This window comes from Mycolicibacterium nivoides, assembly GCF_003855255.1.
In the GTDB taxonomy this organism is placed as follows: domain Bacteria; phylum Actinomycetota; class Actinomycetes; order Mycobacteriales; family Mycobacteriaceae; genus Mycobacterium; species Mycobacterium nivoides.
This window is the reverse complement of the sequence record NZ_CP034072.1, coordinates 2,750,164-2,773,916: the sequence shown is the minus strand read 5'-3', so window position 1 is coordinate 2,773,916 and position 23,753 is coordinate 2,750,164. Positions and strand designations below refer to the sequence as shown.

Here is a 23,753-nt window from a genome sequence, read left to right as displayed (position 1 = left end):
CCGACATCGCCCACCGGACATCGGCGGTTCACCAGCAACCTTTACCGTGTGTACGTGTCCGGTGAAACTGACCGCGAGTTTGCGGTGTGTGTCTATTGCGCTTCTGGCCCCACCCACCCCGAGCTGCTGGCATTGGCCAGTGAGGTCGGGGTGGCGATCGCCAAGCGCGGATGGACGTTGGTCTCCGGCGGCGGCAACGTCTCGGCGATGGGCGCGGTCGCGCGTGCGGCACGCTCGTGCAACGGCCGCACGGTCGGCGTGATCCCCAAGGCGCTCGTGCACCGCGAACTCGCCGACGTGGACGCCGCAGAACTGGTGGTCACCGACACCATGCGGGAACGCAAGAAGGAGATGGAAGACCGCTCCGACGCATTCATCGCGCTGCCCGGTGGCATCGGCACACTGGAAGAGTTCTTCGAGGCCTGGACGGCGGGCTATCTGGGGATGCACGAGAAGCCCGTGGTGCTGCTCGATCCGTTCGGCCACTACGACGGATTGTTGAACTGGTTGCGCGGACTCGTCGACTCTGGCTATGTGAGTAGCCAGGCCCTCGACCGGCTGATCGTCGTCGACGAGGTCGCCGCAGCGCTCGACGTGTGCGCGACGCTTACATAGAACCGGCGGTAACGGCGGTTACCAGCGCGGTTATGGTGTTGGCCACACGAGAGCCATCTCGAGACCCATAACAACGCGCAGGGGGAGACCGCATGACCGACCAGAAATCGGGCACCAGGAGCAGCGTCGGCCTACTCGACCTCGCCAGCCAGGTACCCGGTCTGCTGATGGATGCGCCGGTCATCGCACGGGGCGTGCTCACCGGAATGATGGCTCGGCCGACGGCCAAGACCTCGATCGGAAAGGTGTTCCAGGAGCGGGCCGCCCAGTACGCCGACCGGGTTTTCCTCAAGTTCGGCGACGAGCGCATCACCTATCGCGAGGCCAACGAGACGGTCAACCGCTACGCGGCCGTCCTCGCCGCCAAGGGCGTCGGCCACGGTGACGTCGTCGGGGTGATGCTGCGCAACTCGCCCGACGCCGTGCTGCTGATGCTCGCGATCGTCAAGTGCGGTGCCGTCGCAGGCATGCTCAACTACCACCAGCGCGGCAAGGTGCTGGCCCACAGCTTCGGTCTGCTCAAGGCCGTGGCGGTGGTGGCCGAGTCCGATCTGGTCGAGCACATCACCGAATGCGGGGCCGAGCCCAACGGCCTGATCACGGTCGAGGAGCTGCGCCGGCTGGCGGCCACCGCGCCGACCACCAACCCGGCCAGCACCTCGGCCGTCCTGGCCAAGGACAAGGCCTTCTACATCTTCACCTCGGGCACCACCGGCATGCCCAAGGCCAGCGTCATGACGCACTACCGCTGGCTGCGCGCCCTGGCCGGATTCGGCGGCCTGGGGCTGCGGCTACACAGCGACGACACCCTGTACTGCTGCCTGCCGCTGTATCACAACAACGCCCTCACCGTCTCTGTCGGATCGGCGCTGAACTCGGGCGCGGCCCTGGCGCTGGGCAAGTCCTTCTCGGCGTCGCGGTTCTGGGACGACGTCATCGCCTACGACGCCACCGCGTTCGTCTACATCGGCGAGATCTGCGGCTATCTGCTCAACCAGCCGCCCAAGCCCACCGACCGCGCACACAAGGTGCGGGTGATCGTCGGCAACGGACTGCGACCGGCCATCTGGGACGAATTCACCCAGCGGTTCGGCATCCCGCGCGTGTGCGAGTTCTACGCCGCCAGCGAGGGCAACACCGCCTTCGTCAACGTCTTCAACGTCTCGAAGTCCACCGGCATCTGCCCTAGCCCGGTTGCCTTCGTCGAATACGACGCCGACAGCGGCGAACCCGCCCGCGGCGCCGACGGCCGGCTGCGCAAGGTCAAGCGTGGCGAGCCGGGGCTGATGCTGTCGAAGATCAATGCGCTGCAGCCGTTCGACGGCTACACCGACAAGGCCGCCAGCGAGAAGAAGCTGGTGCGCAACGCGTTCAAGGAAGGCGACGTCTGGTTCAACACCGGCGACCTGATGCGCTCCCAGGGGCTGGGCCACGCCGCGTTCGCGGACCGGCTTGGCGACACCTTCCGGTGGAAGGGCGAGAACGTGGCCACCACCGAGGTGGAGGCCGCGCTCGCCAGCAATCCGCTGATCGAGGAGTGCACCGTGTTCGGCGTGGAGGTGCCCGGTGCGGGCGGCCGCGCCGGGATGGCCGCGGTGCAGCTCAAGGACGGCAAGGAATTCGATGGCAAGGAGCTGGCCGCCGCGTTCTACGGGCATCTGCCGTCCTACGCCGTGCCGCTGTTCGTCCGTGTCGTCACCGAACTGGCCCACACCTCGACGTTCAAGAGCCAGAAGGTCGACCTGCGCAAGCAGGGCTACGGATCAGACATCAAGGATCCGCTCTACGTACTGGCGAGCCGCGAGGACGGCTACGTGCCGTTCTACCCGGAGTACCCCGACGAAGTGACGGCCGGTAAACGGCCCAAGTAATCAGGAGTGCCGCGGCACCGACCCAGAGGTGGAAAAACGGGACGGATGCCGCACCAGGCACTATGGAGGCGTGTTGTCGACGTTCAACGGCCTGTTCTGCGGGCGCCCGGTTGCGGGCGACCGTGCGCTGATCATGGCCATCGTCAACAGGACGCCGGACTCGTTCTATGACCGCGGGGCCACCTTCAGCGACGATGCCGCCAAGGCCGCGGCGCAGCGCGTGATCGACGAGGGCGCCGACGTGATCGACGTCGGCGGGGTCAAGGCGGGCCCGGGCAGCATGGTCGACGCCGACGAGGAGATCGCCCGCGTCGTGCCGTTCATCGAATGGCTGCGCACCACCTATCCCGACCAGCTGATCAGCGTCGACACCTGGCGCGCGGCGGTGGCCAAGCAGGCCTGTGCGGCCGGGGCCGACCTGATCAACGACACCTGGGCGGGGGCGGATCCGGGACTGCCCGAGGTGGCCGCCGAATTCGGCGCAGGCCTGGTGTGCTCGCACACCGGCGGCGCGGTGCCGCGCACCCGGCCGTTCCGGGTGAACTACGGGATCACCGAACGCGGCGTCGTCGACGACGTCATCGCCGAGGTGACCGCCGCGGCCGAGCGGGCGGTAGCAACGGGAGTCCCGCGGGACCGGATCCTGATCGACCCAACCCATGATTTCGGTAAAAACACTCATCACGGTCTTAGTTTGTTGCGCCACGTAAAAGATCTTGTTAAGACCGGATGGCCAGTCCTGATGGCGCTGAGCAACAAGGATTTTGTCGGGGAGACTCTGGGTGTGGATCTGACCGAACGCCTGGAGGGCACCCTGGCAGCGACGGCACTGGCCGCCGCGGATGGTGCCGCGATGTTCCGGGTACACGAGGTCGGACCCACACGGCGCGTGCTGGAGATGGTCGCGTCGATCCAGGGAGTGCGGGCACCCGCACGAACAGTGAGGGGACTGGCATGACTGCACTGCCTGAACTGTCCGTTGCCGACGGCGTCGTTGGACACCGCTGGCTGACCGACCACAGCTGGAACCGGCCGAGCTGGACCATCGCCGAGCTGGAGGCCGCCAAGGCCGGCCGCACGGTCTCGGTGGTGCTGCCCGCCCTCAACGAGGAAGAAACCGTCGCCTCCGTCGTGGAGACCATCACCCCGCTGCTGGGCGGGCTGGTCGACGAGCTGATCGTGCTCGATTCGGGTTCCACCGACGACACCGAGATCCGTGCCGTCGCCGCCGGGGCCCGGGTGATCAGCCGCGAGGTCGCGCTGCCCGAGGTCGCGCCGCAGCCCGGTAAGGGCGAGGTGCTGTGGCGCTCGCTCGCCGCCACCACGGGCGACATCATCGCCTTCGTCGACTCCGACCTGATCGACCCCGACCCGATGTTCGTCCCCAAGCTTCTGGGCCCGTTGCTCACCGCCGACGGGGTGCACCTGGTCAAGGGGTTCTACCGGCGTCCGCTCAAGGTCAGCGGCGCCGAGGACGCCAACGGCGGTGGCCGGGTCACCGAGCTGGTGGCGCGTCCGCTGCTGGCCTCGCTGCGCCCCGAGCTGAACTGTGTGCTGCAGCCGCTGGGCGGCGAGTACGCGGGCACCCGCGAGCTGCTGACCTCGGTGCCGTTCGCGCCGGGCTACGGCGTGGAGATCGGCCTGCTGGTGGACACCTACGACCGACTCGGCCTGGATGCCATCGCGCAGGTCAACCTGGGCGTACGGGCGCACCGCAACCGTCCGCTGACCGAGCTCGCCTCGATGAGCCGGCAGGTCATCGCGACCCTGCTGTCGCGCTGTGGGATCACCGATTCGGGGGTGGGGCTGACGCAGTTCTACGCCGACGGTGACGACTTCACCCCGCGGGTGTCGTCGGTCTCCCTGGCCGACCGCCCGCCCATGGTCACCCTGCGCCCGCGCTAGGTGTCACATGCGTGAGGCAGTATCGAGGGCGTGACACTGATACTGCTGTACCTGGTGGTGCTGGTTCTGGTGGCCACGGTGCTGTTCGGTCTGGGCAGCGTCATCTTCGGCCGGGGTGAGACGCTGCCGCCGCTCCCACGCGGCACGACCGCCACGGTCCTGCCCGCCTCGGGCGTCACCGGGGCCGATGTGGACGCGCTCAAGTTCGCCCAGGTCGTCCGCGGTTACAAGACCAGCGAGGTGGACTGGGTTCTCGATCGGCTGGGCCGTGAACTCGACGCGGTCCGCGGGGAACTTGCCGCGGTACGCGCGGCCTATGGGGTGCCCGACGACTTCGACGAGGACGCCGACGACGACCTGATTGTCGGCACCGCCGACGACGAGGAGGTGTCGGCCACCGCAGGAGAGGTCCGCACCCCGGAGGAGTCATGACCGAGGACGGCCGCATCCGGTGCGGCTGGGCGGTGGGCGCCGCCGGGGATTCCACGCTCTACCGCGACTACCACGACACGGAGTGGGGCCGGCCGCTGCGGGATTCCGGTGCCCTGTTCGAGCGGATCAGCCTGGAGGCCTTTCAGAGCGGGCTGAGCTGGTTGATCATCCTGCGTAAGCGGGAGAATTTCCGCGCCGCGTTCGACGGGTTCGACGCCGACACGGTGGCGAAGTACACCGACGACGACGTCGAGCGGTTGATGGCCGACACCGGCATCGTGCGCAACCGGGCCAAGGTCCTCGCGACCATCGCCAACGCCAGGGCGGTCACCGAGCTCGATGTCGATTTGGCCGAGCTGCTGTGGTCGTTCGCCCCACCGGCCCGGCCGCGGCCCGCTGACCTGGCCCAAGTGCCTGCGGTGACCCCGGAATCGACCGCCATGGCCAAGGAACTCAAGCGCCGGGGCTTCAAGTTCGTCGGCCCGACCACGGCGTATGCGTTGATGCAGGCCACCGGGATGGTCGACGACCATATCGCGGCCTGCTGGGTGCCGGCACAGTAATTGTGACCGGTAAAACATGCCTTCGGTCGGTATCCGACGGGTCTTTGCACAACCACCGCTGCGGATAAGGAACAATAGGGGTTAGTTCAGTAGCAGTTCAATGCCGGGTGCCGCCAGCGAGTGGGCGGCTTCGGCCCCAACCTGGCCCGCTGACGCGGGTCGGCACTGTTGGAGGGAGCACTCGATGGCGGCGATGAAGCCCCGGACTGGTGACGGTCCACTGGAAGCAACCAAAGAGGGGCGAGGAATCGTTATGCGAGTACCGCTGGAAGGCGGTGGGCGCCTCGTTGTCGAACTGACTCCCGACGAGGCCGCTGCGCTGGGCGACGAACTCAAGTCCGTCACCAGCTGATCGACCTGCAAGGTGTCCGCTCAGGCGGACACCTTGCGGTATATCTCCAGGGTTTGTTCTGCGATGTGCGCCCAGGAGAACTCCGCGATGCACCGCTGGCGTCCGGCCTCGCCGTACTTGCGGGCGGTTTCCGGCTCGGCCACCAGTGAGTTGACCGCGTCGGCCAGGCGCATCTCGAAGAAGCGCGGGTCCGTGGCGTCGTAGTGCACGAGCAGCCCGGTCTGGTGGTCGGCGACGACCTCGGGGATACCGCCGACGTCGGAGGCGACCACCGCCGTCGAACACGCCATCGCTTCCAGGTTCACGATGCCCAACGGCTCGTACACCGACGGACATACGAAAACTGTTGCAGCGGAGAGTATTTCCCGAATCTTGTTGATCGGCAGCATTTCGCGAACCCAGAACACCCCGGAGCGGGCCCGCGCCAGCTCGGCCACCGCCGAGGACACCTCGGCGGCGATCTCGGGGGTGTCGGGGGCGCCCGCGCACAACACCAACTGCACCTCGGGGCTGAACCGGTGGGCCGCGGCCACCAGGTGAGCCACCCCCTTCTGGCGGGTGATGCGCCCGACGAATGCCACGATCGGGCGGCTCAGATCGACCCCGAGCTCGGCGAGCACCGAGTCGGTGTCGGCCGGCGGAGTCGGGTACCAGACGTCGGTGTCGATCCCGTTGCGCACCACGTGCACCCGGCCGGGGTCCAGCGCCGGATAGGTCCGCAGCACGTCGTCGCGCATACCGGAGCTCACCGCGATCACCGCGTCGGCGGCCTCGATCGCGGTGCGCTCCACCCATGACGACACCCGGTAGCCTCCGCCGAGTTGCTCGGCCTTCCACGGGCGCAGCGGCTCGAGTGAGTGCGCGGTCAGCACATGGGGGATGCCGTAGAGCAGCCCGGTCAGGTGCCCGGCCATCCCGGCATACCAGGTGTGCGAGTGCACCACCGTGGCCGCCGCCGCGGAGTTGACCATGTTGAGGTCCGCGGACAGCGTCGACAACGCCGCGTTGGCGCCGCGCAGCGCGGGATCGGGCTGCGCCACGTAGGCCCCGTCGCGCGGGGCCCCCATGCAGTGGACGTCGACATCGCACAGTTGACGCAACTGCGCGACGAGTTCGGTCACGTGCACTCCGGCACCGCCGTACACCTCGGGTGGATATTCCCGAGTCATCATGGCCACCCGCATATCCGAGACGGTAGTAGGTCGCGGTGGGTCCAGCTACACGCCGGACACTTCTGTTGCCATTGGCTGGCCGCGTTGCTGGTTGGCGGATAGGTTTGGACCCATGAGGGAGTTGCCACATGTGCTGGGCATAGTTCTGGCCGGGGGAGAGGGCAAACGGCTGTATCCGTTGACAGCCGATCGCGCCAAGCCGGCAGTTCCCTTCGGCGGTGCCTACCGGCTGATCGACTTCGTGTTGTCGAACCTGGTGAACGCCCGATACCTACGGATCTGCGTTCTGACGCAATACAAGTCGCATTCACTGGACCGTCACATCTCGCAGAACTGGCGGCTCTCGGGCCTGGCCGGTGAGTACATCACCCCCGTGCCGGCCCAGCAGCGGCTCGGCCCGCGCTGGTACACCGGATCGGCGGATGCGATCTACCAGTCGCTCAACCTGATCTACGACGAAGATCCGGACTACATCATCATCTTCGGAGCCGACCACGTGTACCGCATGGATCCCGAGCAGATGCTGCGGTTCCACATCGACAGCGGGGCCGGGGCCACTGTGGCCGGGATCCGGGTGCCGCGCGCCGAGGCCAGTGCCTTCGGCTGCATCGACGCCGACGATTCCGGGCGCATCAGGGAATTCGTCGAAAAGCCCGCGGATCCACCGGGTACGCCCGACGACCCCGAGCAGACCTTCGTGTCGATGGGCAACTACATCTTCACCACCAAGGTGCTGATCGACGCGATCCGTGCCGACGCCGACGACGACCATTCCGACCACGACATGGGCGGCGACATCATTCCCCGGCTGGTGTCCGACGGAATGGCGGCGGTCTACGACTTCAACAACAACGAGGTGCCCGGGGCCACCGAACGCGACCACGGCTACTGGCGCGACGTGGGAACCCTGGATGCGTTCTACGACGCGCACATGGATCTGGTGTCGGTGCACCCGGTGTTCAACCTTTACAACAAGCGCTGGCCGATACGCGGAGAGTCGGAGAACCTGGCGCCCGCCAAATTCGTCAACGGCGGTTCGGCGCAGGAGTCGGTGGTCGGTGCGGGCAGCATCATTTCAGCTGCCTCGGTGCGCAATTCGGTGTTGTCCTCCAACGTGGCGATCGACGACGGCGCGATCGTGGAGGGCAGCGTGCTGATGCCGGGTGTGCGGATCGGCCGGGGCGCGGTGGTACGCCACGCGATCCTGGACAAGAACGTGGTGGTCGGTCCGGGCGAGATGGTGGGCGTCGACCTCGACAAGGACCGGGAGAGGTTCGCGATCAGCGCGGGCGGCGTGGTCGCCGTCGGCAAGGGCGTTTGGATCTGACGCGTCGCGTCGTCAGTCCGGGTTCACTCCCAGGGGTCTACCGCGGCGGGCCGGGGGGCTGCATTCGTGCGTGCGTTGGCGCCGATCTTGGCCACTCCCCGTCGCTTGCGCCACCGCCATAGCCGGAAGGCGCCCCAGATCAGCGCGAGCAGCGCAACGAGCACCAGGATCGGCAGCAGGATCGCCACGAAGACCAGCCCGACGCTCGTGACGTCCTCGACAGTCGACAGCACGGGTGCCGCGACCCCGGCAGTGGCGACATTGGCGGCCGGTCTCACCGTCGACTTGGTCAACGAGACCACCAGCGCGGTGACCGCACCGATCGCCACCGGAATCCACTGACCGGACTGGGCGAAGGCGCCTGGGTCTGCCACCGCGGCGGTCTGCGAAGCGGTGCCCGACCCGAACACGATGCCGCCCGCGGTCGGGCGGACGAAGGTCTGGATGGTGTCGTTGATGGAGTCGAGGGCGGGGATCTTGTCGGCGACCACCTCGACGATCAGCAGGACCGCGACGATCGCCATGACCCAGCCGTTCTCCAGCCAGGACCACCCCGCCGGCAGTGACACCAGATGGGTGAAGCGTGACAGCAGGCCCAGGGCCAGCAACGGGATGTAGGCGTTGAGCCCCGCCGCAGTGGCCAGGCCAAAGCCGGTCAACAGTTCCATTACTGCAGTATGCGGCGAACTCCGCCCGGGTCCGGGCGGTTCGCCGTTATCCGCTCTGGGCCGCGTTGCGCCAGGCCAGTGGGTTCAGTTCGCGGTACGGGTCCTCGCGGCGGACGGTCAGCAGGTCGTCGAGGCTCTGTTCCAGCGAATCCTGGGTGCGGTGCTTGACGGTGTCGACCCATTTCGTATCCGAGACCCGCGCGGGTTTGGCGGTGCTGATCGGCTCGGCGAACTGTAGGTACATGCGCTGCGGACGCGGGATCAGGGTGGGGCCGATACCGCGGACCAGCGGCATGGCCATGTCGCGCTGACCGGTCAGCTTCTCGCTGATCGTCTGGCTGAGCCGGCCGAGCCAGTGGTCACGGGTCGTCACGCCCACGTAGACGTCGTCGCCGCCGACCAGCGCGACGGGGACGATGGGGTAGCCGTGTTCGATGGCGACGCGTGCGAATCCGGCGCGGCCCTCCCAGCGCAGCTTGTACTGCTCGCCCTTGAACTTGCCGATCTCGCGGCCGCCGCCGGGAAAGACCATGACGGGTTCGTCGTGCTCCATCAGCTCGCCGGCCCCCTCGGGAGACCCGACGACGGCCCCGCAGGCGGCCATGAGATCGGAGACGGGCCGGGGCATGTCACCGAAGCGGCGGTCGGTGAGCGGGCGTACCCGCATCCCGATCTCGCGGCGCACCACGTACGGGATCAGCATGGTCTCGGTGCCGAACTGGGTGTGGTTGCCCACCAACAGGAATCGGCCGTCGCGGGGCAGGTTCTCCAGGCCGTCCACATAGGGCCGGTAGAGATTGACCAGCGGGTCGACGCCGTCGGCGACGGCTTCCACCGCCCGGCGCAGGGTTTGGACGTGGCTGGGTTGGTTCATGATCTCGTCGATCTTGGTGACTGACATGGACTGTGCTCCTCGTGGCGCTGTTGACTCCGATCCTACCGAACGAACTAGTTCGTCTGTTAAAATGTTCCTGTGAGAAGCACGACGGAACTGCGTGATGAGATCCTGGCTGCAGCGCGGGCCGAGTTCGCCCAGTACGGCTTGGCCGGTGCCCGGGTCGACCGCATCGCCCGTGCGGCGCACGCCAGCAAGGAACGGCTGTACGCACACTTCGGGGACAAGGAAACCCTGTTCCGCGAGGTGTTCGCCGCCGACGCGGCCGAGTTCTTCCGGTCGGTCACCCTGCGACCGGACGCGGTCCCCGAATTCGTCGGCGAGATCTACGACCTGGCCTGCCGGCGGCCCGAACATCTGCGCATGATCACCTGGGCCCAACTCGAGGGGTTCAGCCTCGACGAACCCGAGACCGGCGGGCCGCCTGCGCATGCTCAAGCCGTCGCCGCGATCGAAGCGGCCCAGGCCGACGGTCACATCGACCCGGCCTGGGACCCGAGCGATCTGATCGCGATGTTGTTCGGGATCGGCCTGGCCTGGGCTCACCTACCGCATCCCGACGTGGCCACCGATGATCCGGCTGTCCTGGCTGCGCGCCGGGCGGCGGCCGTCGAAGCCGCCGCCCGCATCGTGGCTCACCAGACGTAGGGCACCAGCCGGTAGCGGACCTTCCTGGTGTATTCGTCGTAGCCGTCGAGTTCGGTGTGCAGCATCGTCTCCTCGTCGACGATGCGCACCGCCAGCAGCGCCAACCCCGGGATGATGAGCAGCAGCGCCCAGTACGAGCCGAGGGCCAGCGGTACGCCGACCATCATGATCACGTTGCCGGTGTACATCGGATGCCGGACGAGCCCGTACAGCCCGGTGGACACCACCGCCTGGCCGGCCTCCACCCTGACGTTGGCGGCCGCATAGCTGTTCTGGATGACGACGAGCATCGCGACGCCAAGCCCGGTCGCCACCAAGACATTTCCGAGCACCGACACGACCGCGGGTACGGCCGACCACCCAAACCGGTGGTCCAGTGCACTCGTCACGATGATGACCGCGAGCAACAGGAAGGCCATCGCGCTCGCGAACTTCTGCACCGGCCGGGTCTCGGCAGTCGGCCCGGCCTGCATCCGGCGCCGTAGTGCCGCCGGATCGTGCAGCGCGAGGTAGATGCTCGGCAACAACGAGAAGGCGGAGAACACGGCGATGAACGCCCAGCCCCGCCAGTAGCCGAACGTCCCGGCCGGCGCGAACACCAGGGCCACGAATACCGCGAGGCCGATGACGGAGGACACGACGGCTTGCGGACCGACCTTCATATCGCTGCTCTCACCACAGGTAGGGCAACAGCCGGTAGCGGACCTTCTGGGCGTACTCGTCGTAGCCGTCGAGTTCGGCGCGCAGCATCTTCTCCTCGTCGGTGATCCGTATCCCGAACACCGGTATCGAGACGATGGACACGAGCAGAGCCCAGTAGGACCCCAGCGCCAGCGGTGTGCCGAACATCATCAACACCGCGCCGAAGTACATCGGGTGACGCACCAGCCCGTAGAGACCCGTCGAGACGAGTTGCTGTTCGTCCTCTACCTGAATGCTGGCGCCGGCGAAGCTGTTCTGGAAGACCACCGTCTGCGCCAGGATGAGGCCGACCGCGACCAGGACGTTGCCGAGGACGACCACCGCGGTCGGCACGCTGGACCAGCCGAACCGGTGATCGAGGGCGCTGAGGACGAACGCCGCGACGGCCGAGCCCGTGACCGCCCAGATGACGATCTTCTGGACGATGCGCGTTTCCGCGGTCGGCCCACCGTGCAGGCGCCGTTGCAGGGCCGCGGGGTCCCTGACCGCCAGGTACATGCTCGGCACCACGGTGGTGGCCATGAACACGGCGATGAAAACCCAGGCCTGCCAGTAGTGGAACGTGCCTGCCGGCCAGAACAGCGTGGCGGCGAAGAACACCAGGCCGAGCACGCCCGATGCGATTGTCTGAAGTGCGAGTTTCATCGTCTGACTCCTGTTCGGGTTCACACCGCGTCGCGGTTGCGATAGATCCAGCCCGCAACGGCCGCCAAAGCCGTTGCGGCGATGAGCATCACCACCAGCGCCATGGCGGGGAACTGGCTCGGCACGGTGGTCTGGCCCACCGGGGACAGCTCGATCAGCCAGCGCGGCAGGCGCAGCAGCGCTCCGAGGTACAACGCGGTGATCACGAATGTGACTGCCAGCCAGGCGATCCACGGCGCACGCAGCGCCACGGCCAGCGCCGCGATCGCGGCCACCACGGCGAGCGCGGGCAGATAGGCGAGCGCGGCCAGGGTGAGGCGAGCGACCGTACCCGGCTCTCCCAACGTCAGTCCGGCGCCCAGTCCGTTGCCCAGCCCGGCGCAGAACATCAGGACCGCCGCTCCCGCCAGCGCGCAGGCGACCGCGCCCAACAGCCAGCGCCGGCGCGACACCGCCCCGGCCAGCACCGGCTCGCCCAGCCCGTTCTGCTCGTCGGTGTACACCCGCAGCACAGCCGATGCGACGTAGGCGGTGGCAGCTGCGGCGAGGAACTGGGTCATGGTCGTGTAGATGCCGTCGTTGCCGGTCGTGGAGAGCAGCCGGGCGATCAACTCGTTGGTCTTGGCCGCGTCCAGCAGCGCCTTCGTCATAGAGCCGAATACCAGCCCGGCCATGAACAATCCGACCGCCCAGCCGATCGTCTGGCCCCGTTGCAGCGTGAGGTGCAGCCGCAGCGGGCCGGTGATGGTGGGGGCGTCGGGCTTCTCGCCCGCGGATGCGATGGTGCCCGCGTCGTATTGGCGACGACGCTCCAGCACCGCGGCCACGGCCATCAACGCGACGGCCAGGACGACCAACAAACCGAACGGCCACCAGCGCAGGTCGGTGAACGGCCGCATCTGCTGTGCCCAGGCGATCGGGGAGAACCAGCTCAGGACGCTGCCCGAGTTGTCGATCACGTCACCGGCCCCGCGGACCAGTGCGGCCAGAGCCAGCGTCGCCATCGCCGCGCCCGACGCCGTGCGGGCCTGCCGCCAGAGCTGTGCGGTCACCGCGGCGACGGCACCGAAGACCATGGCCACCCCGGTGATGCCCAGGCACATCGCAGCGGTGTCGACGATTGCGAAGCCCGTGGAGGCCATGGCCAAGGTCATGGTGAGCGCGAGAACGGCGTTGAGACCGCCGACCAGGATCAGGGCCGCGGCGGTCCGGGCGTAGCGACCCACCACCGAGGAGAGCACCAGTTCGGCACTGCCGTTCTCCTCCTCGGCCCGGGTATGACGAATCACGGTGAGAATCGCCAGGATCGAGGTCGCGATGGTCAGCGTGAGCGTCAGCTCGTTGGCCATCATCACGCCGAGGTCGGTCTCATTGGCGCCGAACATGGGGCCGCCGAGCATCATCCCGGCCGGCGTCTTGAGCAGGTTGACCCTGGCCAGTCTCTGCTCCTCACCCGGGTAGGCCAACCGAATTGCGTTGGGGGCGTACACCATCATCAGCGTCAGTACGCCCAGCCACACGCTGAGGCGTACCCGGTCACGGCGCAGTGCCAGCCGCAACAGCGTCGCGGTACCGGTGAACGGTGAGGTGGCCGTGCGTGGCGGGGCCGACGGCCGGGCCGCAGCGGTTGCCGTCATCGGGTCGCCCCCTGGTACTCGCGCAGGAACATGTCCTCCAGGGAGGCCGGCGCGACCGTGAGATCCGCGATGCCCAGATCGGTGAGGTGCTCGAGGGCGAACTCGAGGTCGTTGCGGTCCACCGAGAAGCTCACCGCCCCGTCGTGACTGGTGAAGTCGTGAACGTAGGGCGTGTTCTGCAGTGCCCGGCCGTCGGAGCGGGTGCGTGCGATGACCTTGGTGCGCATCAGGTGCCGCAATTCGGCCAGGGTCCCGGACCGCACCGTGCGTCCGGATCGGATGATCGTCACGTTGTCGCAGAGCTTCTCGACTTCGGCCAGGATGTGGCTGGACAGCAGGACTGCGGCGCCGTGACCGGCTACCTCGGCGACGCATTGCTGAAATGCCTTTTCCATCAACGGATCGAGCCCCGAGGTGGGCTCGTCGAGAATATAGAGCTCGGAATGACAACTGAACGCCGCGACGATCGCGACCTTTTGCCGGTTGCCCTTGGAGTAGGTGCGGGCCTTCTTGTGCGGGTCCAGTTCGAACCGCTCGATCAGTTCGTCGCGGCGCCGGGTGTCGACGCCGTTGCCGCGCAGCCGGCACAGGAAGTCGATCGCCTGCATCCCGGTCAGGTTGGGCCACAACGTGACATCGCCTGGAACGTAGGCGATGCGGCGGTGCAGGGCGACCGCGTCGCGCCACGGGTCGCCGCCCAGGAGTCGCACGGTGCCCCCGTCGGCGCGCAGCAGGCCCAGCAGCACCCGGATCGTGGTGGACTTGCCCGCGCCGTTGGGTCCGAGAAAGCCGGTGACGTCGCCGGGGGAGACGGTCAGGTTCAACCCGTCGAGCGCCTTGGTGTGTCCGAAAGATTTTGACAGTCCGCGGATTTCGACGGAGTTCTTCACGCTGGCTCCTTGGTATCGGTCGTGGGATCGGAACTGAACGGAATGCCTTGTTCGCGTTGGTGCAGGAACGCGTCGTACATCGTCGAGTCGGTCATGAGGCCCTCGGTGTAGAGCTCAAGGGCGGGCAGCATCAGGTCCTCGCCGTAGTCGCGCAGAACCCGGCGCAGATCCGTTGGGTCGTCATGCATCTGCAGGTACAGCAGGAACCCGCCGCCGCTGCATATCGCCATGAACCGCGCCCGGGCCCGCGGGTCGCGGCTGGGTTTGAGTACCCCGGTGCGAACACCCTCTTCCAGGTATTCCTCGGCGTTGTCGACCATGGTGCGCCAGAACGTCTTCGCCAGATCACTGCCGGACTGCATGCTGCGGACCAGGTAGGCCATCAGCGGCGCATAGGACTCGATCTCGGACATCTGGGCCAGCCAGGTCGCCGGGTCACTGCTCCGCAGGGACTCCGTCTTGGCCTCGCGCACCACCTCGGCCACATGGGCATCGCAGGCCTTGCGCAGGCCTTCCTTGGAACCGAAGTGGTGGATCACGAGGGCGGCACTGACGCCGGCGGCCTCGGCGATGGTGCGCAGCCCCACGCTGAATCCGTATTGCCCGTACTGCTCGATCGCGGCGTCGCGGATCCGGGCCATCGCTGTTCGATCATCGACTGAACGCATGTTCAATACGCTAAACATGCGTTCAGTCCGCGGTCAAGGGGTGGCGCGTCAGGAATCCGTAAAGAAGAGAAATTCGGCCTCACCCCGCAGTCGAGGGGTGAGGCCGGAAGGGGCGGGGAAAGTCAGTCGCGAGCGGCGGCCAGCAGGCCATCGCCCAACGGGATCAGCACCGGGGTGAGACGCTCGTCCTCGGCGATGAGCCGGGCCGCTTCACGCACGGCGCTGACCTCGGCGTCGTTGGCCGAGGCGTCGCCGGCCCGGCCGCCCAGCGCGGCCCGGTGCAGCACGATCGCACCGCCGGAACGCAGCAGGCGCACCCCTTCGGCCACGAACTGCGGCTGGTCGATCGGTTCGGCGTCGATGAACACCAGGTCGTAGGACGCGTCGGCCAGGCGGGTCAGTACCTCCTGGGCGCGCCCGCTGATCAGCCGGGTCCGTCCGGGGCCGACGCCGGCCTCGGTGAAACCCTGCTTGGCGATGCGCTGATGCTCGGGTTCGACGTCGATCGTGGTCAGTACGCCGTCGTCGCTCATGCCGGACAACAGCCACAACCCGCTCACACCGGCCCCGGTGCCGACCTCGACCACCGCCCGGCCCCCGGTGAGCCGCGCGAGGACGCTCAGCAGCGCTCCCACGGCCGGAGTGACCGCACCTGCGCCGAGTTCTTCGGCCCGCTCACGCGCAGCCGCGACGATCTCGTCCTCGGAGATCGACCGTTCGGCATGCGTGACGATCGCCTCGGCGCGACCGGGGTTGGAGCTGACCATGCCCGCAGCGTAGGCCAGACCCCGTGGGCGCTGTCGCGACACGCCCGTGGGTGGCGGTTATCACCACCGGAAATTCGCTGGTTCGGGCAGGTAACCGGACGTATCGTCGGCATTCTCAGGGAAAGTTCAGATTGCTCATACCTCTGCCTCACCGGGATCAGGAACGGTATCCGCATGGAACACGGCGCCCGCTGGCGCACTGCCCAGCACAACCAGGACAGCAATCGGAATAACGAAGTGATCAGTCGTGTTGGGATGAGTGAAATCTGTGATCAGGAGGATCCGACGAGCGCGAACGCTGTTACCTCGAACCCGGCCGCCCAGGCCGCCCCGGTGACCATGGCACATCTGGAGCAGTTCACCACCGGTGAATGGGTCGAGCCGTCCGATGAACTGACCGGTACGGCGGTATTCGACGCCACCGGCGACCAGGCCGCGATGCCGTCATGGGACGAACTGGTGCGCCAACACGCGGACCGCGTCTACCGTCTGGCCTATCGCCTCTCGGGTAACCAGCACGATGCCGAGGACCTGACGCAGGAGACCTTCATCCGGGTGTTCCGCTCGGTGCAGAACTACCAGCCGGGAACCTTCGAGGGGTGGTTGCACCGCATCACCACCAACCTGTTCCTGGACATGGTCCGCCGCCGTGGCCGCATCCGCATGGAAGCGCTGCCCGAGGACTACGACCGGGTGCCGGCCGATGACCCGAACCCCGAGCAGATCTACCACGACTCGCGGCTGGGAGCCGATCTCCAGGCCGCCCTGGACTCGCTGGCCCCGGAATTCCGCGCCGCGGTGGTCCTGTGTGACATCGAGGGTCTGTCCTACGAAGAAATCGGCGCCACGTTGGGCGTGAAGCTCGGCACCGTGCGCAGCCGCATTCACCGCGGTCGGCAGGCGTTGCGCGAGTACCTGGCGAAGAACTCGCCGGAAACCGCCAAATCCGCCTAGCGGTGGTTGGTGTTCAGCGCGCCCGGTCGCGCTACATTCGGGTCAGGACATTTGGTCGTGGCGAGAGGAGCTGGGCGATGGTCGACCCGGGACATGTGTTCCGTCGGGCATTCTCCTGGTTGCCTGCGCAGTTCGCCTCGCAGAGCGATGCGCCCGTCGGCGCGCCTCGCCAGTTCCGCTCCACCGAACATCTCTCGACGGAAGCCATCGCGGCCTTCGTCGACGGTGAGCTGCGGATGAGCGCTCATCTGCGCGCCGCGCATCACCTGTCGCTGTGCCCGGATTGCGCGGCCGAGGTCGACGCCCAGGGCCAGGCCCGGGCCGCATTGCGGGACTCCTGTCCGATAGCCATTCCGAATTCCCTGTTGGGCCTGTTGTCGCAGATACCGCACCACAGTCCACAGCCTTCGGCCGAGGTCGGTGAACAGCCTCAGTTAGCTGATGACCCGACGCGGAGCCGGCGCAAGCGCCGGTAGGCTTGACCACAAGGCGATCAGTGACCGGCGTCGGCCTATCTGGCTGGGGCGGGCGCTCTGACAGAGAGTGATACACCGGTGACCAACCAGGACCAGTCCGACGAGAGCGGCCGTCTGGAACCGCGCCCTGTCGATCGGCCACCTGTCGACCAATTGTCGCAGCGCACATTCGGCCGGCCCGCCGGTGTCGACGGCTCGTTCCTGGGTGCTGATAAGTACCAGGACCAGGGCGAATACGCCCCGAAAGACCAACCGCCCGATCCCGTCCTCGCCGAGGCCTTCGGCCGTCCCGGGGGCGCGGGCGACTCACTGCAGCGCCACCCCACCGACGCCGGCGCGCTGGAGGACGAGAAGAGCTCCGGTGACGACGATTTCGACGATCCCTGGCGCGATCCGGGCGCCATCCCTGCGCTGGGCACGCCCGCGCAGGCACCGGCCGCACCGGTGATCGTGGCGGCCCCGATCGGCAAGCTGGGCGCCCGCGAGGTGCTCTTCGGCGGCCGGGTGTCGTGGCCGTCGCTGGCCATCCTGTTCATCGTCGCCGGATTGATCGCTTTCATCGGCGGCTGGGTCGGGCAGAAGACAGCAGGCACCGTGCAGGCGTTCACCACCTCCAAGGTGACGCTGGAGACCGGAGACCTCCCGTCGCCGGACGCCGGGCGGTTCGCCACGGTCGCCTCGGCGGTCGAGGACTCGGTGGTGACCATCGAGGCCAAGAGCAAGACCGAGGGCTCGCAGGGCTCCGGCGTCGTCGTCGACGGCAAGGGCTACATCGTCACCAACAACCACGTGATCTCCGACGCCGCGAGCAAGCCGGCGGACTACCAGATCACCGTCGTGTTCAACGACGGCAAGGAAGTACCGGCCAACCTGGTCGGCCGTGACCCCAAGACCGACCTGGCCGTGCTCAAGGTCGACAACGTCGACAACCTCGTCGTGGCGCGGATGGGTGATTCCGAGAAGGTGCGTGTCGGCGAGGAAGTCATCGCGGCCGGCGCCCCGCTGGGGCTGCGCAGCACGGTCACCCACGGCATCATCAGCGCGCTGCACCGGCCGGTGCCGCTCTCGGGTGAAGGTTCCGACACCGACACCGTGATCGACGGGCTCCAGACAGATGCCTCGATCAACCACGGCAACTCCGGCGGCCCACTGATCAACATGTCCTCCGAGGTGATCGGGATCAACACGGCCGGAAAGTCCTTGTCGGACAGCGCCAGTGGCCTCGGTTTCGCCATCCCCGTCAACGAGGTCAAGCAGGTCGTCGAGAACCTGATCAAGGACGGCAAGGTCGCGCATCCGACGTTGTTGCTCAGCGCCGTCACAGTGAGCAACAGCGTGGCCTCGGGCGCACAGGTCCGCAACGTCAACGCCGGTGGCCCGGCCGACAAGGCAGGCATCCTGGAGAACGACGTCGTGGTCAAGGTCGGGGACCGCAAGGTCGCCGACGCCGATGAGATGGTGGTCGCGGTGCGTCAGCTCAAGATCGGGCAGGAAGCCCCGATCGAGGTGCTCCGCGACGGTCGGCCCATGACATTCATGGTCACGCCGATCGGCGACGATCAAAAAGCGCAGTAACGATGTTCGCGAACATCGGGTGGGGAGAGATGCTGGTCCTGGTGATCGCCGGTCTGGTGATCCTGGGGCCCGAGCGCCTGCCCGGTGCCATCCGCTGGACATCGGGTGCCCTGCGTCAGGCACGTGACTACGTCAGCGGTGCCACCAGCCAGTTGCGCGAGGACCTCGGCCCGGAGTTCGACGACCTTCGGCAGCCCCTCGCCGATCTGCAGAAGCTCCGGGGCATGACTCCGCGGGCCGCGATCACCAAGCATCTGCTCGATGGTGACGACTCGTTCCTGACCGGTGCCTTCGACGATCGCAAGAATGACCAGCCGTCGGTGCCGGGCGACCGCCCGGCGGATGCCGTCAACGGGCAGCCCGCGCCAGATCCGCTCACCAAACCGGCCGCCAAGCCGGCTGAAACGACGTTCGACCCCGACGCCACCTAGCGGCGAGCGGTATCCAGACCCAGCGACATCCCGGCCAGGCCGCGCTTGCGGGCCGACAATCCCTCTGCGATCTTGCGCAGCTCGGCGCCTGCAGCCGACTCGGGTGCCGACAACACCAGCGGAACACCGGAGTCACCGGCCGCAACCAGCGCCGGGTCCAGCGGGACCTGGCCCAGCAGCGGCACCTCGGCGCCCACGGAGCGGGTCAGCGAGTCGGCCACCTGACGGCCACCGCCCTCGCCGAACAGCTGCATGACCGTGCCGTCGGGCATCTGCAGGCCTGACATGTTCTCGACCACGCCCGCGATGCGCTGACGGGTCTGCAACGCGATCGCGCCGGCCCGCTCGGCCACCTCGGCCGCAGCCATCTGCGGAGTGGTCACCACCAGGATCTCGGCACCCGGGATCAGCTGGGCCACCGAGATGGCGATATCGCCGGTGCCAGGCGGCAGGTCGAGCAGCAGCACGTCCAGATCGCCCCAGTACACGTCGGCAAGAAACTGCTGAAGGGCCCGGTGCAACATCGGCCCGCGCCACACCACAGGCGTGTTGCCCTGGGTGAACATGGCGATCGAGATGACCTTCACGTCATGGGCGATCGGCGGCAGGATCATCGAGTCGACCTGGGTGGGCCGGTCGGCGGTGCCCATCATGCGCGGCACCGAATGGCCGTAGATGTCGGCGTCCAGCAAGCCGACCGACAGGCCGCGGGCGGCCATCGCGGCGGCCAGGTTGACCGTCACGCTGGACTTGCCGACGCCACCCTTGCCGGAGGCCACTGCGTAGACCCGGGTCAGGGAGTTGGGCTGGGCGAACGGGATCACCGGTTCGCGGGAATCGCCACGCAGCAGCTTGCGCAACTCGGCGCGCTGCTCGTCGTCCATCACGTCCAGGCTCACCTTGACAGCGCCGGTGCCGGGAACGTCGGTGGCGGCAGCCTTCACCAGGTCGGCGATCTCGTTCTTCTTCGGACAGGCCGCGGTGGTCAGGTAGATCTCGACGTGGACGCCGTGGTCGGCCTCGATCGAGATGTTCTTGACCATGCCGAGTTCGGTGATCGGTCTCCGCAATTCGGGGTCGATCACCTTGGCCAGCGCGGCGCGAACCGCGGATTGCAGCTCAGTGGCAGATTCGGACATCACTGCCGAGTCTACGGCGGCGGCACACGTCCCCGGATCCAGGACCGGGTTCAGGCCTGCGTCAGGCCGGGCCCGGGGCAGGCCCGGGGGCAGGGCCAGGTACCGGTCCCAATACCGGAGCCGGAGGCGCGGCCTCGATCGGCGGGCCGATCGGGGCGGGTGCAGGCCCCGGGGGCGGAGCCTGCTGCGGTGCCGGAATGGGCCCGGGGCCGGGTCCGGGCGGCGGCAGCTGCTGCGGTCCAGGAGCGGGCGGGGGAAGCTGCTGCGGTCCAGGAGCGGGCGGCGGAGGAGCCTGCTCACCCAGGCAGAAGACCACGCATGCGGGCTGACGCGGCTGCTCCCACGGCGGGACCCATGGGGGCGGGGCGGCCGGGGTCTCCGACGGGATGGCCTGCGCCGGGCCCGGCAACGGGCCGAGCACCTGCCCCGGCGCAAAACCGGGAACGTTCTGCGTGCCGGTCTCATTGCGGTTGAGCAGCGGAATCAGGGCCAGCGGATCACCCGCGGGCAACCCGGTGGCATCGGCGGGCAGGCCCGGGCCGAGACCCTCTGGATTGTCCAGATGGGAATCGCCGATCGGGGGGATGGACCCGGTGATCTCGGGCAGGTCGACCGGCACCACGCCCGTGGCATACGCCGCGGCCCAGCCCAACACGTTGCGGGCGTAGGCCACGGAGTTGTTGTACCGGAGGATGGCCGTCATGACCTGGGACTGTTCGCGCAGGTTGAGCCCGCCGCTGCACAGGTAGCGGGCGGCGGCCAGCGCCGAGTCGAACACGTTCTGCACATCGGCCTTGCCGTCACCGTCGCCGTCGGAGGCGTACCGGGCCCAGGTTCCGGGCAGGAACTGCATCGGCCCCATGGCCCGTACGTACGAGATCCGTCCGGCCTGCGCGCTCTGGATGATGATCTCGTTGCCGGGCAAGGTGCCGTCGAGGGCGGGGCCGTAGATGGGGCGGACGGCGGTGCCGCGGGCATCGGTGGCGCCGCCGTTGGCGTGCCCCGACTCGATCCGTCCGATACCGGCCAGCAGGTTCCAGCTGATGCCGCAGCCGGGGTAGGCCGCGGCCATCATCCTCTCGGCATTGCGGTACGCCTTCAGCGATGTTCCTGGAATCCCAAGGGCGCCAGGGCTATTGACGACGAACGCGGGCGGGGGAGCCGATATCGTCGTCATCGACTTGATGCGGAAGTTCGTCGGGGGCCTGGTCGCTGCCACCACCGCGGGACCGGAGCGGTCGATCCGGGGCGCGACGGCGGCCAGCGGGGTGACCGCGGCGTTGGACACCTCGGGGCCCGGGGCGGCCGATCCGGCACCGGCGACCAGAACGATGGGGGCCAGGACGGCGACGCCGAGTGCGGGCGAGCGCACGAGCTGGCTCATACGGCGCCGAGCGGTTGCGATAGCCGCTCCTCCCCCTACGCGCACTTACCCGTCCTTAAATCAGCTTTGGCCATGTTGTGAACCAAGTCACCATACATAGTCCCGGTTTCCGTTGTTACGACAATGGTCGACAGCGTTATCAACCACCGCGTTTGGACCGGCGCTCGCTGACATCGGCTTTGCTCGGATTGGCTCGGTCGGTATCGGCGGGTGGGACCAGTTCGGCGAGCAGGTCGCGCAGTTCCTCCAACTCGCGGCGCAGGTAATCGCGCGTCACTACCTCGCCCACCGCCAGTCGCAGCGATGCAAGCTCACGGGCCAGGTACTCGGTATCGGCCTTGGTCCGTTCGGCCCGGCGCCGGTCCTCTTCGAGTGAGACCCGGTCCCGGTTCTCCTGGCGGTTCTGGGCCAGCAGGATCAGCGGGGCGGCATAGGCGGCCTGGGTCGAAAAGGCCAGGTTGAGCAGGATGAAGGGGTACGGATCCCACTGGAACGCGAAGACGCCGATGTTCAGTGCGATCCAGACCACCACGATGATCGTCTGGATCGCCAGGTACCGGCCGGTGCCGAGGAACCGGGCGACGGACTCCCCGACCTGACCGACCGCCTCGACGTCGACGTGCAGGCCGAAACCGCGCGTGCCACGGGGGGTGTCCAACCGCTGACGCGCTGTCGATTCGCTCATGCGGCCCCCTCGCAGGCTCGGTTACCGCATTCCGCGTCGAGCATTCGCTCGAAAGTTCGGCTCATGAGCCGGCCACCGGGAGCTCGGGCTCGTCGCGCTCGCGCCAGTCGTCGGGCAGCATGTGGTCGAGCACGTCGTCCACCGATACCGCCCCCAGCAGGTGGTTCTCTTCGTCGACCACCGGCCCGCACACCAGGTTGTACGCGGCGAAATAGCGCGTCACCGCGGCCAGCGAGTCGGCCGGACTCAGGCTGGGCAGGTCGGTGTCGATGATGCCGCTCACCAGGGCCGCGGGCGGCTCGCGCAGCAGCCGCTGCAGGTGGACGCAGCCCAGATACTGACCGGTCGGGGTGGCGCTGGGGGGCCGGGTGACGAAGGCCATCGAAGCCAGCGCGGGGGTCAGGTCCGGGTCGCGCACCTGCGCCAGCGCCTCGGCGACGGTGGTGTCAGGCGCGAGGACCACCGGTTCGCTGGTCATCAAGCCGCCCGCGGTGTCGGGCGAGTGGGACAGCAGCCGTCGCACGTCCTCGGAATCCTCGGGGTCCATCTTCCGCAGCAGTGTCTCGGCGTCGGCCGGCGTCATGGAGCCCAGCACGTCGGCGGCGTCGTCGGGGTCCATCGCCTCCAGCACGTCGGCGGCGCGCTCGGTGTTCAGCTGGCGCAGCACCGCGGCCTGCTCGTCCTCGGGTAACTCCTGCAGCACGTCGGCGAGCCGCTCATCATCGAAGGCCCGGAACAACTCGTAGCGCCGTTTCACCGGTAGCTCGCGCAGGGCCTCGGCCACCTCGACCGGGCGCTGGCCCTCGAACTGCTCGAGCAGCGAGGCCACGCCCTGGTCGGGCATCGCGAGGCCCGACGGGGTCAGCCCGTGCACGTTCTGCCACTCGACGACGTGGATGTTGCTGCGCCGCCCCAGACGTCGCTGTGGACGCACCGCCACCCGGGTCACCACCCAGTCCCGGGTGCGGGTCTGTTCGATGCCCAGATCGACTACCACGACGTCGATTCCGGCAAGCTGTTCCAGATCCGGATCGTCGACCCGCACGCGGGTCTCCAGCACCTGGCCCAGCACCAGGACCTCGCCGGGGCGTTGGGCGAAGCGGCGGAGCGACACACTGCCGGTGGCCAGGGTCACCGAACCGGGCTCGATCGCGGTCACCCTCAGGATCGGAACGAAAATTCTTCGACGGGTGAGCAATTCGACCACCAGGCCGAGAACCCGCGGCTGCTGGCGGACGATGCTGATGCTGATCACCACATCGCGGACACGGCCGATGGACTCCCCGTCGGGGCCCAGCACCACCATCCCCGCTAGCCGGGCCGCGTAGACCCTGTTCACCGCCGCCATGAAT

The 23,753-nt window shown here is 67.9% G+C and carries 26 protein-coding genes; 13 read left to right on the top strand and 13 right to left on the bottom strand.

The annotated features are described in order from the left end of the window. Nucleotides 1–54 precede the first annotated feature (54 nt). The 7 genes from EH231_RS13165 (at nucleotide 55) to EH231_RS13135 (ending at nucleotide 5,738) form a co-directional block, all read left to right on the top strand. The gene (locus tag EH231_RS13165; RefSeq protein WP_090428988.1) at nucleotides 55–615 is read left to right on the top strand and encodes a cytokinin riboside 5'-monophosphate phosphoribohydrolase; all 561 of its coding nucleotides are present in this window, start codon (nucleotides 55–57) and stop codon (nucleotides 613–615) included. A 92-nt stretch (nucleotides 616–707) separates the two neighbouring features. Beyond that, nucleotides 708–2,486 (top strand): long-chain-acyl-CoA synthetase FadD6, encoded by a 1,779-nt coding sequence (gene fadD6, locus EH231_RS13160; protein WP_124712531.1) that lies wholly within the window; start codon nucleotides 708–710, stop codon nucleotides 2,484–2,486. Nucleotides 2,487–2,619: 133 nt separating this feature from the next. Next, nucleotides 2,620–3,444 (top strand): dihydropteroate synthase, encoded by an 825-nt coding sequence (gene folP / locus EH231_RS13155; RefSeq protein ID WP_090428992.1) that lies wholly within the window; start codon nucleotides 2,620–2,622, stop codon nucleotides 3,442–3,444. Continuing rightward, a complete protein-coding gene (locus EH231_RS13150) occupies nucleotides 3,441–4,391 on the top strand; it encodes a glucosyl-3-phosphoglycerate synthase (protein WP_090428220.1) in 951 nt (316 codons plus the stop codon). Before folP ends, EH231_RS13150 begins: the two co-directional genes overlap by 4 nt. 30 nt (nucleotides 4,392–4,421) lie before the next feature. Further along, on the top strand, nucleotides 4,422–4,823 hold the full coding sequence (locus EH231_RS13145) for a DivIVA domain-containing protein (RefSeq protein WP_090428223.1): 402 nt from the start codon (nucleotides 4,422–4,424) through the stop codon (nucleotides 4,821–4,823). Beyond that, nucleotides 4,820–5,386 (top strand): DNA-3-methyladenine glycosylase I, encoded by a 567-nt coding sequence (locus EH231_RS13140; RefSeq protein WP_090428226.1) that lies wholly within the window; start codon nucleotides 4,820–4,822, stop codon nucleotides 5,384–5,386. Before EH231_RS13145 ends, EH231_RS13140 begins: the two co-directional genes overlap by 4 nt. A gap of 184 nt (nucleotides 5,387–5,570) precedes the next feature. After that, complete coding sequence (locus EH231_RS13135; RefSeq protein WP_011211259.1) at nucleotides 5,571–5,738, top strand: DUF3117 domain-containing protein; 168 nt, start codon at nucleotides 5,571–5,573, stop codon at nucleotides 5,736–5,738. A 20-nt stretch (nucleotides 5,739–5,758) separates the two neighbouring features. Here EH231_RS13135 and glgA read toward each other — a convergent pair whose 3' ends face one another. Next, a complete protein-coding gene (glgA, locus tag EH231_RS13130; RefSeq protein ID WP_124712530.1) occupies nucleotides 5,759–6,922 on the bottom strand; it encodes a glycogen synthase in 1,164 nt (387 codons plus the stop codon). A 100-nt stretch (nucleotides 6,923–7,022) separates the two neighbouring features. Here glgA and glgC point away from each other — a divergent pair, with 100 nt between their 5' ends. Continuing rightward, nucleotides 7,023–8,237: a glucose-1-phosphate adenylyltransferase gene (glgC, locus tag EH231_RS13125; RefSeq protein ID WP_044519796.1), complete on the top strand. Its 1,215-nt coding sequence runs from the start codon at nucleotides 7,023–7,025 to the stop codon at nucleotides 8,235–8,237. A gap of 23 nt (nucleotides 8,238–8,260) precedes the next feature. Here glgC and EH231_RS13120 read toward each other — a convergent pair whose 3' ends face one another. Next, nucleotides 8,261–8,905: a DUF4126 domain-containing protein gene (locus tag EH231_RS13120; RefSeq protein WP_090428233.1), complete on the bottom strand. Its 645-nt coding sequence runs from the start codon at nucleotides 8,903–8,905 to the stop codon at nucleotides 8,261–8,263. Between the two features lie 46 nt (nucleotides 8,906–8,951). Next, on the bottom strand, nucleotides 8,952–9,806 hold the full coding sequence (locus EH231_RS13115) for a lysophospholipid acyltransferase family protein (protein ID WP_090428236.1): 855 nt from the start codon (nucleotides 9,804–9,806) through the stop codon (nucleotides 8,952–8,954). A gap of 72 nt (nucleotides 9,807–9,878) precedes the next feature. Between EH231_RS13115 and EH231_RS13110 the strand changes: the two genes are divergently transcribed. Next, nucleotides 9,879–10,448, top strand: a complete 570-nt coding sequence (locus EH231_RS13110) for a TetR/AcrR family transcriptional regulator (protein ID WP_090428238.1) — start codon at nucleotides 9,879–9,881, stop codon at nucleotides 10,446–10,448. Here EH231_RS13110 and EH231_RS13105 read toward each other — a convergent pair. The 6 genes from EH231_RS13105 to EH231_RS13080 form a co-directional block, all read right to left on the bottom strand. After that, nucleotides 10,436–11,110, bottom strand: coding sequence for a methyltransferase family protein (locus tag EH231_RS13105; RefSeq protein WP_124712529.1), 675 nt, complete (start codon nucleotides 11,108–11,110; stop codon nucleotides 10,436–10,438). The two genes, EH231_RS13110 and EH231_RS13105, sit on opposite strands and share 13 nt — an antisense overlap. 10 nt (nucleotides 11,111–11,120) lie before the next feature. Beyond that, nucleotides 11,121–11,795: a methyltransferase family protein gene (locus tag EH231_RS13100; RefSeq protein ID WP_124712528.1), complete on the bottom strand. Its 675-nt coding sequence runs from the start codon at nucleotides 11,793–11,795 to the stop codon at nucleotides 11,121–11,123. Between the two features lie 20 nt (nucleotides 11,796–11,815). Further along, a complete protein-coding gene (locus EH231_RS13095; RefSeq protein WP_124712527.1) occupies nucleotides 11,816–13,432 on the bottom strand; it encodes an ABC transporter permease in 1,617 nt (538 codons plus the stop codon). Next, nucleotides 13,429–14,322 (bottom strand): ABC transporter ATP-binding protein, encoded by an 894-nt coding sequence (locus tag EH231_RS13090; protein WP_090428251.1) that lies wholly within the window; start codon nucleotides 14,320–14,322, stop codon nucleotides 13,429–13,431. The genes EH231_RS13095 and EH231_RS13090 overlap by 4 nt, the downstream gene beginning before the upstream one ends. Continuing rightward, on the bottom strand, nucleotides 14,319–14,990 hold the full coding sequence (locus EH231_RS13085) for a TetR/AcrR family transcriptional regulator (protein WP_090428254.1): 672 nt from the start codon (nucleotides 14,988–14,990) through the stop codon (nucleotides 14,319–14,321). Before EH231_RS13085 ends, EH231_RS13090 begins: the two co-directional genes overlap by 4 nt. 122 nt (nucleotides 14,991–15,112) lie before the next feature. After that, entirely contained in the window at nucleotides 15,113–15,757 is a 645-nt protein-coding gene (locus EH231_RS13080) for an O-methyltransferase (protein ID WP_090428257.1), read from the bottom strand. A 255-nt stretch (nucleotides 15,758–16,012) separates the two neighbouring features. Between EH231_RS13080 and sigE the strand changes: the two genes are divergently transcribed. The 4 genes from sigE (at nucleotide 16,013) to tatB (ending at nucleotide 19,193) form a co-directional block, all read left to right on the top strand. Next, nucleotides 16,013–16,711 carry an RNA polymerase sigma factor SigE gene (gene sigE, locus EH231_RS13075; protein ID WP_241177965.1) on the top strand — a complete coding sequence of 233 codons (699 nt, stop codon included), beginning with the start codon at nucleotides 16,013–16,015 and terminating at the stop codon, nucleotides 16,709–16,711. A 77-nt stretch (nucleotides 16,712–16,788) separates the two neighbouring features. Beyond that, complete coding sequence (gene rseA, locus EH231_RS13070; protein ID WP_090428263.1) at nucleotides 16,789–17,187, top strand: anti-sigma E factor RseA; 399 nt, start codon at nucleotides 16,789–16,791, stop codon at nucleotides 17,185–17,187. Nucleotides 17,188–17,265: 78 nt separating this feature from the next. Further along, nucleotides 17,266–18,762 (top strand): serine protease HtrA, encoded by a 1,497-nt coding sequence (gene htrA / locus EH231_RS13065; RefSeq protein ID WP_124712526.1) that lies wholly within the window; start codon nucleotides 17,266–17,268, stop codon nucleotides 18,760–18,762. Nucleotides 18,763–18,764: 2 nt separating this feature from the next. After that, entirely contained in the window at nucleotides 18,765–19,193 is a 429-nt protein-coding gene (gene tatB / locus EH231_RS13060) for a Sec-independent protein translocase protein TatB (protein ID WP_090428269.1), read from the top strand. Here the strand turns inward: tatB and EH231_RS13055 are convergent. From EH231_RS13055 to EH231_RS13040, 4 genes are all read right to left on the bottom strand, one after another. Continuing rightward, complete coding sequence (locus tag EH231_RS13055) at nucleotides 19,190–20,332, bottom strand: Mrp/NBP35 family ATP-binding protein (RefSeq protein WP_164480875.1); 1,143 nt, start codon at nucleotides 20,330–20,332, stop codon at nucleotides 19,190–19,192. The genes tatB and EH231_RS13055 overlap by 4 nt on opposite strands. Before the next feature lie 61 nt (nucleotides 20,333–20,393). Then, a complete protein-coding gene (locus EH231_RS13050; protein ID WP_164480874.1) occupies nucleotides 20,394–21,716 on the bottom strand; it encodes a lytic transglycosylase domain-containing protein in 1,323 nt (440 codons plus the stop codon). A gap of 139 nt (nucleotides 21,717–21,855) precedes the next feature. Further along, nucleotides 21,856–22,401, bottom strand: a complete 546-nt coding sequence (locus EH231_RS13045; RefSeq protein WP_090428279.1) for a DUF1003 domain-containing protein — start codon at nucleotides 22,399–22,401, stop codon at nucleotides 21,856–21,858. Between the two features lie 61 nt (nucleotides 22,402–22,462). Continuing rightward, nucleotides 22,463–23,749 carry a magnesium transporter MgtE N-terminal domain-containing protein gene (locus EH231_RS13040; protein ID WP_090428283.1) on the bottom strand — a complete coding sequence of 429 codons (1,287 nt, stop codon included), beginning with the start codon at nucleotides 23,747–23,749 and terminating at the stop codon, nucleotides 22,463–22,465. Nucleotides 23,750–23,753 lie beyond the last annotated feature (4 nt).

What these genes read in the sequence shown, in the direction of transcription:
- EH231_RS13140 (WP_090428226.1), top strand. Translation starts at nt 4,820, where the DNA reads ATGACCGAGGACGGCCGCATCCGGTGCGGCTGGGCGGTGGGCGCCGCC.
- EH231_RS13105 (WP_124712529.1), bottom strand. Translation starts at nt 11,110, where the DNA reads ATGAAGGTCGGTCCGCAAGCCGTCGTGTCCTCCGTCATCGGCCTCGCG.
- sigE (WP_241177965.1), top strand. Translation starts at nt 16,013, where the DNA reads ATGAGTGAAATCTGTGATCAGGAGGATCCGACGAGCGCGAACGCTGTT.
- rseA (WP_090428263.1), top strand. Translation starts at nt 16,789, where the DNA reads ATGGTCGACCCGGGACATGTGTTCCGTCGGGCATTCTCCTGGTTGCCT.
- EH231_RS13095 (WP_124712527.1), bottom strand. Translation starts at nt 13,432, where the DNA reads ATGACGGCAACCGCTGCGGCCCGGCCGTCGGCCCCGCCACGCACGGCC.
- EH231_RS13055 (WP_164480875.1), bottom strand. Translation starts at nt 20,332, where the DNA reads ATGTCCGAATCTGCCACTGAGCTGCAATCCGCGGTTCGCGCCGCGCTG.
- glgA (WP_124712530.1), bottom strand. Translation starts at nt 6,922, where the DNA reads ATGCGGGTGGCCATGATGACTCGGGAATATCCACCCGAGGTGTACGGC.
- tatB (WP_090428269.1), top strand. Translation starts at nt 18,765, where the DNA reads ATGTTCGCGAACATCGGGTGGGGAGAGATGCTGGTCCTGGTGATCGCC.
- EH231_RS13040 (WP_090428283.1), bottom strand. Translation starts at nt 23,749, where the DNA reads ATGGCGGCGGTGAACAGGGTCTACGCGGCCCGGCTAGCGGGGATGGTG.
- glgC (WP_044519796.1), top strand. Translation starts at nt 7,023, where the DNA reads ATGAGGGAGTTGCCACATGTGCTGGGCATAGTTCTGGCCGGGGGAGAG.
- EH231_RS13115 (WP_090428236.1), bottom strand. Translation starts at nt 9,806, where the DNA reads ATGTCAGTCACCAAGATCGACGAGATCATGAACCAACCCAGCCACGTC.
- folP (WP_090428992.1), top strand. Translation starts at nt 2,620, where the DNA reads ATGGCCATCGTCAACAGGACGCCGGACTCGTTCTATGACCGCGGGGCC.
- EH231_RS13080 (WP_090428257.1), bottom strand. Translation starts at nt 15,757, where the DNA reads ATGGTCAGCTCCAACCCCGGTCGCGCCGAGGCGATCGTCACGCATGCC.
- EH231_RS13045 (WP_090428279.1), bottom strand. Translation starts at nt 22,401, where the DNA reads ATGAGCGAATCGACAGCGCGTCAGCGGTTGGACACCCCCCGTGGCACG.
- EH231_RS13135 (WP_011211259.1), top strand. Translation starts at nt 5,571, where the DNA reads ATGGCGGCGATGAAGCCCCGGACTGGTGACGGTCCACTGGAAGCAACC.
- EH231_RS13150 (WP_090428220.1), top strand. Translation starts at nt 3,441, where the DNA reads ATGACTGCACTGCCTGAACTGTCCGTTGCCGACGGCGTCGTTGGACAC.
- fadD6 (WP_124712531.1), top strand. Translation starts at nt 708, where the DNA reads ATGACCGACCAGAAATCGGGCACCAGGAGCAGCGTCGGCCTACTCGAC.
- EH231_RS13120 (WP_090428233.1), bottom strand. Translation starts at nt 8,905, where the DNA reads ATGGAACTGTTGACCGGCTTTGGCCTGGCCACTGCGGCGGGGCTCAAC.
- EH231_RS13085 (WP_090428254.1), bottom strand. Translation starts at nt 14,990, where the DNA reads ATGCGTTCAGTCGATGATCGAACAGCGATGGCCCGGATCCGCGACGCC.
- EH231_RS13100 (WP_124712528.1), bottom strand. Translation starts at nt 11,795, where the DNA reads ATGAAACTCGCACTTCAGACAATCGCATCGGGCGTGCTCGGCCTGGTG.
- EH231_RS13050 (WP_164480874.1), bottom strand. Translation starts at nt 21,716, where the DNA reads ATGAGCCAGCTCGTGCGCTCGCCCGCACTCGGCGTCGCCGTCCTGGCC.